This is a genomic window from Streptomyces sp. NPDC127117, assembly GCF_042677325.1.
Taxonomy (GTDB): domain Bacteria; phylum Actinomycetota; class Actinomycetes; order Streptomycetales; family Streptomycetaceae; genus Streptomyces.
In genome coordinates this window covers 1-8024 of sequence record NZ_JBHXTM010000115.1, presented here as the reverse complement: position 1 = coordinate 8024, position 8024 = coordinate 1, and the positions used below count along the sequence as shown (strand labels likewise).

Genomic DNA, 8024 nt, shown 5'->3' with positions numbered 1-8024 from the left:
TTCGACGCCCCGTCCGAATTGACCGCGGACCCACGCACCAGAGCCAGCACACGATGCCCGTTGCGCTCGGCATCCGACAACCGCTCCAGGAGCAGGAGACCGCTGCCCTCCGACCACGTGGCGCCGTCCGCGCCGGCGGCGAACGCCTTGGACCGCCCGTCCGGCGCGAGGCCGCGCTGCCGGCTGAATTCGATGAACACGGCGGGGCTGGCCATCACCGTCGCGCCACCCGCCAGTGCGAGATCGCACTCGCCCTGCCGCAGTGCCTGAGCCGCGAGGTGCAGCGCCACCAACGACGACGAGCACGCCGTGTCCACCGTGAGCGCCGGTCCCTCAAGACCGAAGGTGTACGCGATCCGGCCGGACGCCACGCTGCCGGCGCTCCCACTGACCAGGTAACCCTCGTACCCGGCCGGTGAACCGCCCTGGTGCAGCCGGGCGCCGTAGTCGTTGTACATCACGCCGGCGAACACACCGGTCCGGCTGCCGCGCAGCGTCGACGGATCGATGCCCGCACGCTCGAACGCCTCCCACGCGGTCTCCAGCAGCAGCCGCTGCTGCGGGTCGGTCGTCATCGCCTCGCGCGGGCTCATCCCGAAGAACTCCGGGTCGAAGTCCGCAGCGTCGTGCAGGAAGCCGCCGTGACGTGTGTACACGGTGCCGGGTGTGGCGGGGTCCGGGTCGTAGAGCTTGTCGAGGTCCCAACCCCGGTCGGTGGGGAAGGGGGTGATCGCGTCGACGCCGTCGGCGACCAGCCGCCACAGGTCTGCCGGGGTGCGGACATCGCCGGGGTACCGGCAGGCCATCGCGACGATCGCTATCGGCTCGTCGTTCGTCGTCACGGTCGCGGGCTCGGTCTTGTCCGTCGGTTCCGGACGGTCCGACAGCAGCCGTTCGGCGAGTGCTCGCGGCGTCGGGTGGTCGAAGACGATCGTGCTGGGCAACCGCAGCCCGGTCGCGCCGGCGAGACGGTTGCGCAGTTCGACGGAGAGCAGCGAGTCGAAGCCGAGCGCGGCGAAGGCACGGTCGACATCGACGCCGGCAGCATCCTCGTGGCCGAGCACTGCCGCGACATGACCCCGAACCAGGTCGAGCGGGTCGGTGGCGGCCGGCCTGCGCCGTTCGGCACGCACCGGCGTCACCGGCAGCAAGTGGGCCGGTACCAGCACCGGTTCGGCCCGTCGCAACGCATCGTCGAACAGTCGCAGACCGTCCTCGGTGGACAACGGAACCAGCCCGCTCCTGGCGAGCCTGCGCAGATCGACGTCGGTGAGGTGGTCGGTCATGCCGCTGCGCTCCTCCCACGGCCCCCACGCAAGCGCGGTCGCCGGGAGGCCATCGGCACGCCACCGCGTAGCGATGGCGTCGAGCGCGGCGTTGGCCGCGGCGTAATTGCCCTGGCCCTGAGTGCCGAGCGTGCCGGCCACCGAGGAGAACATCACGAAGAAGGCGAGCTCGGCCGGGTCGACGACCGCCCGCAGAGCGACCGCCGCGTCGACCTTGGGCCGAAGGACCCGGTCGAGCCGCGCGGCGTCCAGGGACTCGATCACACCGTCGTCGAGCACACCGGCCGCGTGCACCACGCCGGTCACCCGAACACCGGCCACGGCGTCCGCCAGCGCGTCCGCGTCGGCCGCGTCGCACGCGACCACGGTGGCCTCGGCACCGAGCGACCGAAGGTCCGCCACCAGTTCGGTGGCCCCCGGTGCCCGATCGCCCATGCGCGAGACGAGCAGGAGACTCCGTACCCCGTGCTCGGTGACCAGCCGCCGCGTCACCAGGCCGCCGAGCGTGCCGGTCGCCCCCGTCACCAGGACCGTGCCGTTCGCCGTGGAAGGATGGATCGGCTCGGTGGCGCCGACCGGTACCTGCTTGGGTGCGTACAGGATTCCGTCGCGGACCATCAGCTGGTCGCCGGCGACCGGCGGTACGTCGCCGTCCGTGTCCAGCAGCACGAAACGGCCGGGGTTCTCCGACTGGGCCGAACGCACCAGGCCCCACACGGCCGCTTGTCCGATGTCCCGGACGGCCGGACCGACCGCCCAGCGTGTGACGACGACGAGCCGGCCTCGGCGGTCGTCCGCGAGCCACTCCCGCAGGTGGTCCAGCACCCACGTGGTGGCCGCGCGCACCTGGTCGGGGATCGGTGCCCCGGGGTCGGACGGCGGGCACTCGACCACGGTGGTGTCCGGCCGGGCGGTGTCCTGTGCGGCAGGGGCCCACTCCGTCACGAACAGCCCGGCGTCCCGTGACCGGACCGCCTGTGGGCTGAACCGTCGCGTCGCGAGTGAGTCGACCGACGCGATGACTTCGCCGTCCGCGTCGGCGAGGATGACCGAGGCGGTGTCCGCCCCGGCGGGGCGGGCCCACACCCTCGCGGCCGTCGCACCGCGCCGGTGCACGCGCACACCTCCGAACGAGAACGGCAGCATCCCGTCCCACAGTCCTTCCACCGGTCCCAGCCCGATGGCGTGCAGCGCGGCGTCCAGCAACGCCGGGTGCAGAACGAACCGGTCGGCGCCGCTCTGCTCCTCCTCCCCCAACACGACTTCCGCGAACACATCGGCGTCGCGGCGCCGCGCGGACACCAGTCCCTGGAACGCGGGGCCGTAGCCGTAGCCCCGGCCCGCAAGGTCGGCGTACAGGTCGGCGACGTCGATCTCGCGGGCGTCCTGGTCCCAGCGCCACTCCGGCGCGGTTCCGCCCGGCGCCAGCCGCCCCTCCGCGTGCCTGGTCCAGGATTCCTCGCTCTCCTGGCGCGAGTACACGGTGACGCCCCGCCCGCCGGTGTCGTCGGGACGGCTCACCCTGACCTGCAGGAGCACCGCCTCCCGCGCGGGCAGCACCAGGGGGGCGTGCAGCACGAGGTCGTCCAGCTCGTCGCAGCCGAGTGTGTCTCCCGCCGCCAGCGCCAGCTCGACGAACGCGGCCCCGGGAAGCAGCACAGCACCGAGAACGGTGTGGTCTGCGAGCCATGGGTGCGTCGTCCGGCCGATCCGGCCGGTGAACACGGTGGCCCCGTCGTCCGCGGCCTCCACCACGGCGCCGAGGAGCGCGTGACGGACGGTGCCGAGACCGAGGCCGGCAACGGATGCCGGCTCCGAGGTCCCGGTGAGCCAGTACCGCTGGTGCTGGAAGGCGTAGCTGGGCAGGGCGGTCCGCCGGCCGCCGAGGAACACCTGTGACCAGTCGACCTCGACCCCGTTCGCGTATGCGGCGGCAAGTGCGGTCGTCCACCGGGACATGTCGCCCTCGCCGCGCCGCAGTGTGCCGAGCGCGACGACGTCATGCGCGGTGTCGCCGACCGCGGCGGTGAGCACGGGATGGGCGCTCACCTCGATGAACACGCGGTGGCCAGCAGTGACCAGAGTGCGGGTCGCCTGTTCGAATTCCACGGTCTGTCGCAGATTCCGGTACCAGTACTCGGCCGTCAGTCCGGCGGTGTCGATCCGCTCACCGGTCACCGAGGAGTAGAACGGGACCGTTCCCTCCGTCGGTGTGATCGGTGCCAGCGCCTCCAGGAGTTCCGCCTGGATCTGCTCGACCGCCGCCGAGTGCGAGGCGTAGTCGACCGCCACCCGCCGGGCCCGCACCCCGTCGCGCTCGCACGCGGCGAGGAACTCGTCGATGGCCGAGGCCTCCCCGGACACGACCGTCGCGGACGGCCCGTTCACAGCCGCGACCGACAGGTGGTCCGCCCACGGCGCGAGGAGTTGCCTCGTCCGGTCTGCCGGCGCGGAGACCGAGGCCATCCCGCCGATGCCGGTCAGCGCGACGATCGCACGCGCCCGCAGGCCGCTGACGAGTGCGGCGTCCGCCAGCGACAGTCCACCCGCGACACAGGCGGCTGCGATCTCGCCCTGCGAATGCCCGACCGCCGCGGCCGGGGTGACGCCGTACGACGACCAGAGGGCGGCCAGCGACACCATGACCGCGAACGTCACCGGCTGCACCACGTCGACCCGGTCGAGGTCGCGGCCCTCCCGCAGCACCTCGATGGGAGAGAAGTCCACATGGGGCGCGAGTGCCGCCGCGCACTCGGCCATCCTGGCCGCGAACACGGGTGCCGTGTCCAGCAGTTCCCTGGCCATCCCGACCCACTGCGTGCCCTGGCCGGGAAAGACGAACACCGGTCCGGCCGGCCCGTGGGCGGTGCCCTCGACCGTGCCCGTGCCCGGCGTGCCCTGCCCGAAGGACCGCAGCGCGGCCACCGCGTCCTCGTCCGCCACCGCCACCCGGTGCTCGAACGGCTCCCTCGTCGTGACCAGCGACCAGCCGACATCCACCCGGCGCAGGTCCGGCCGCCCGGCGAGGTGGTCCGCGAGCCGTGTGGCCTGCGCACGCAATGCCTCCGGGCTCCGCGCCGACAGGACGAGCGGCGCCGGTCGGCCCGTGTCGTCCTCGGTGGGCTCCTCGACGGGCGTCGGCTGCTCCAGGATCACGTGCGCGTTGGTGCCGCTGATACCGAACGAGGACACCGCGGCACGGCGGGTGCCGGAGGGCCACCGCACCGGCTCGGTCAGCAGCTCGACCGCACCGTTCGACCAGTCCACGTGTGGTGACGGCTCGTCGACGTGCAACGTCTTCGGCAGCACACCGTTCCGCATGGCCTGCACCATCTTGATCACGCCACCGACACCCGCGGCGGCCTGGCTGTGCCCGATGTTGGACTTCAGCGAGCCGAGCCAGAGCGGTTCCGTCCGGTCCTGCCCGTAGGTGGCGAGCACGGCGTTGGCCTCGATCGGGTCGCCGAGCGTGGTGCCCGTGCCGTGTGCCTCGACGGCTTGTACGTCGGCGGGCGAGAGGCCTGCGTTGGCCAGCGCCTGCCGGATCACTCGCTCCTGGGCAGGCCCGTTCGGGGCGGTCAGCCCGTTCGACGCGCCGTCCTGGTTGATCGCCGAGCCGCGTACGACCGCGAGCACACGGTGCCCGTTCCGGCGGGCGTCCGACAGCCGTTCCAGCAGCAGCAGCCCGACGCCTTCGCTCCACCCGGTGCCGTCGGCGGCGGCGGCGAACGACTTGCACCGGCCGTCGGCGGAGAGCCCGCGCTGCCGGCTGAACTCGACGAACGTGTTCGGTGTGGACATCACGGTCACACCGCCGGCGAGCGCGAAATCGCACTCGTCCTGCCGCAGCGCCTGCGCGGCGAGGTGGAGCGCGGTCAGGGAGGACGAGCACGCGGTGTCGACGGTGATCGCCGGCCCTTCGAGCCCGTAGGTGAAGGCAACCCTGCCGGACAGCACACTGGCGGTGTTCCCGGTGAGCAGGTGCCCCTCGAAGCCGTCCGGTGCCCGGCCGAGCCGGGTGCCGTAGTCGTTGTACATCACCCCGGCGAACACGCCCGTGCGGCTGCCGCGCATCGTGACCGGCCGGATGCCGGCGGACTCGAAGGTCTCCCACGCCACTTCGAGCAGTTGCCGCTGCTGCGGGTCGGCCGCAGTCGCCTCACGGGGACTGATGCCGAAGAACGCCGGGTCGAACTGGTCGGCGTCGTGCAGGAAACCGCCGTGGCGGGTGTAGGAGGTGCCGGTGTGCTCGGGATCGGGGTCGTAGAGCGAGTCGAGGTCCCAGCCCCGGTTGTCCGGGAAGTCGCCGATCGCGTCGGTGCCGCCGGACACCAGCTCCCACAGGTCTTCCGGGGAGCGCACGCCGCCCGGGTACCGACAGGCCATGCCCACGATCACCACCGGGTCGCCCGTGCTCACGGTGCGGCGCACGGTCGGCGCCTTCGCCGCCCCGGCGAGTTCCGCGAGCAGGTACTCGGTGAGCGCGGCGGGCGTCGGGTGGTCGAACACGGCTGTCGTCGGCAGCTGCGAACCCATCGATGCGTTGATGTGGTTACGGAGCTCCACACCGGCCAGTGAGTCGACGCCGAGGTCCCTGAAGCCCCGGTCGGGCGCAATCGCGGTGCCCGGCTCGTGACCGAGAACGGCCGCGACCGCGTTCGCGATCGTCGCCGACACCTCGGCCCGTCGCTCCGGCTCGGGCAGGCCCGCCAGCCGGTCCATCCCGGTGGTGGCAGGGCGTCGTCGCCGGACCAGGTCACGCAGCACGGCCGGCGGCTCCGACACCGCACGCAGGGCAGCGCGGTCGAACCTGGCCGGTACGACGACGCCGTGGTTCGAACCGAGTGCCGCGTCGAACAGCGCGAGGCCGGTTTCGGTGTCCAGCGGTGGGATGCCTGCCCTCGCCCACCGCGCTACGTCCGCCTCGCCCAGGCGCTCGCCCATTCCGGCCGTCCACAGGCCCCACGCCAGTGAGGTCGCCGGCATGTCCGCCGCGCGACGGAGATCGGCCAAAGCGTCGAGGAAGGTGTTGGCCGCTGCGTAGTTGGCCTGGCCGGCGGTGCCGAGCAGACCGGAGATCGAGGAGAACACGACGAACGCGGCGAGGTCGCCGGTCAAATCGTGCAGGTTCCACGCGCCGTCGATCTTCGGCCGCAGCACGGCGGCGAGCTGGTCCTCGGTCATGCTCGGTACGGTGGCGTCGTCGAGGACCCCGGCCGCGTGCACCACGGCGCGGAGCGGCAGATCGTCCGGTATGGACGCCAGTAGTTCCGCGACCGCGGCATGGTCGGCGATGTCACACGCGGCGACCCGGACATCGGCACCCAGCTCGGTCAGCTCGGCCACCAGCTCGGGCGCCGCTCCCCGCCGGCTGACGAGCAGCAGATGCCGCACACCGTGCCCGACGACCAGCCGCCGCGCGACGAGTGCGCCCAACCCGCCGGTGCCGCCGGTGATCAGCACCGTCCCGTCCGACAGATCCGGCTCCGTCTTCGTCGCCCCTGTCGGGGCCAGTGCCAGGCGCGGCACGTACACCCGGCCGGCGCGGATCGCCAGCTGCGGCTCACCGGTCGCCACCGCCGCCGAAAGCACGGCGTGCGACGCGTCCGTGCCGTCGGTGTCCACAAGCACCAACCGGCCGGGATCTTCGGTCTGCGCGGTCCGGATGAGGCCCAGCACGGTGCTCGCCTCGATCGCCGGCGTCTCCTCGCCGATCGCCACGGCTCGCTCGGTCAGTACCACCGTCAGCCGATCCGCGCGCTGCGCCTCGGCCAGGGCCCACCGGGCGGCCGCATGCGCAGCGGCCGGGGTGTCGGTCCCGGGGGCGGCAGGCGGTCGCACGATGTCGAACTCGGCCTCTCCGGTGGGAACCTGTAGTTCCCGCCAGGCAAGCCGGTAGAGGTCGTCCGGCTTGCCGCGCGTCATCGGCCGCAGCACCAGCGCCTCGGCGGTCAGCACCGGGTTGCCGTCCTCGTCGCACACTGCCAGCCGCGCCGCGTCCTCGGCGGTTCGCGTCCATGTGACCCGCAGCGTCGTCGCCTGGGTGCCGTGCAGGGACACACCACGCCATTCGAACGGTACGACCAGACCGTCCGCGGCCAGTACCAGGGGATGCAGTGCCGCGTCGAGCAACGCCGGGTGCAGGGCGAAACCGCTGCCGTCCTGGGACAGCCGGACCTCCGCGAACACGGTGTCGCCCGAGGTCCACGCGGCCAGCAGCCCCTGGAAGGTCGGACCGTATTCGTAGCCCCGGTCGGCGAGCCGTTCGTAGGCGTCGCCGAGATCCACCGGGTCGGCATCCGCCGGCGGCCACTCGACCGGTGCGGGGTCCGGTGCGCCCCTGGTTCCGAGCCGCCCGCCGGCGTGCCTCGTCCAGTCCTCACCGTGTCTGGCGTGGACCGTCACGGTGTCGCCGTCGGTCCGGACCTGGATCTCGGCCGCGGTCTCCACCGGCAGCGGGGATTCCAGCACGAGTTCCTCAACCGCGCCACCGCTCGCGTGCAGGGCGAGGTCGAGGAGTGCCGTGCCGGGCAGGATCGTGTTGCCGTCGATGGTGTGCTCGGCCAGCCACGGTTGCGCGTCGACGTCCAGGACTCCGCCGTGGACAGTCGTGCCGTCGGCGAGCCTCAGCGACGAGGTGAGCAGGGGGTGGGATCCGGTGGTGGTCTTGCGGGTGGGGTTGAGCCAGTGGCGTTGGTGTTGGAAGGGGTAGGTGGGGAGTTCGGTGTGTGGGGTGTG

1 protein-coding gene is annotated in these 8024 nt (G+C 72.6%); it reads right to left on the bottom strand.

What is annotated here, in order from left to right; all coding sequences use genetic code 11:
• Positions 1-8024 (bottom strand): SDR family NAD(P)-dependent oxidoreductase (locus tag ACFVH0_RS40170; RefSeq protein ID WP_385828382.1); only part of this gene is annotated, 8024 nt, incomplete at both ends.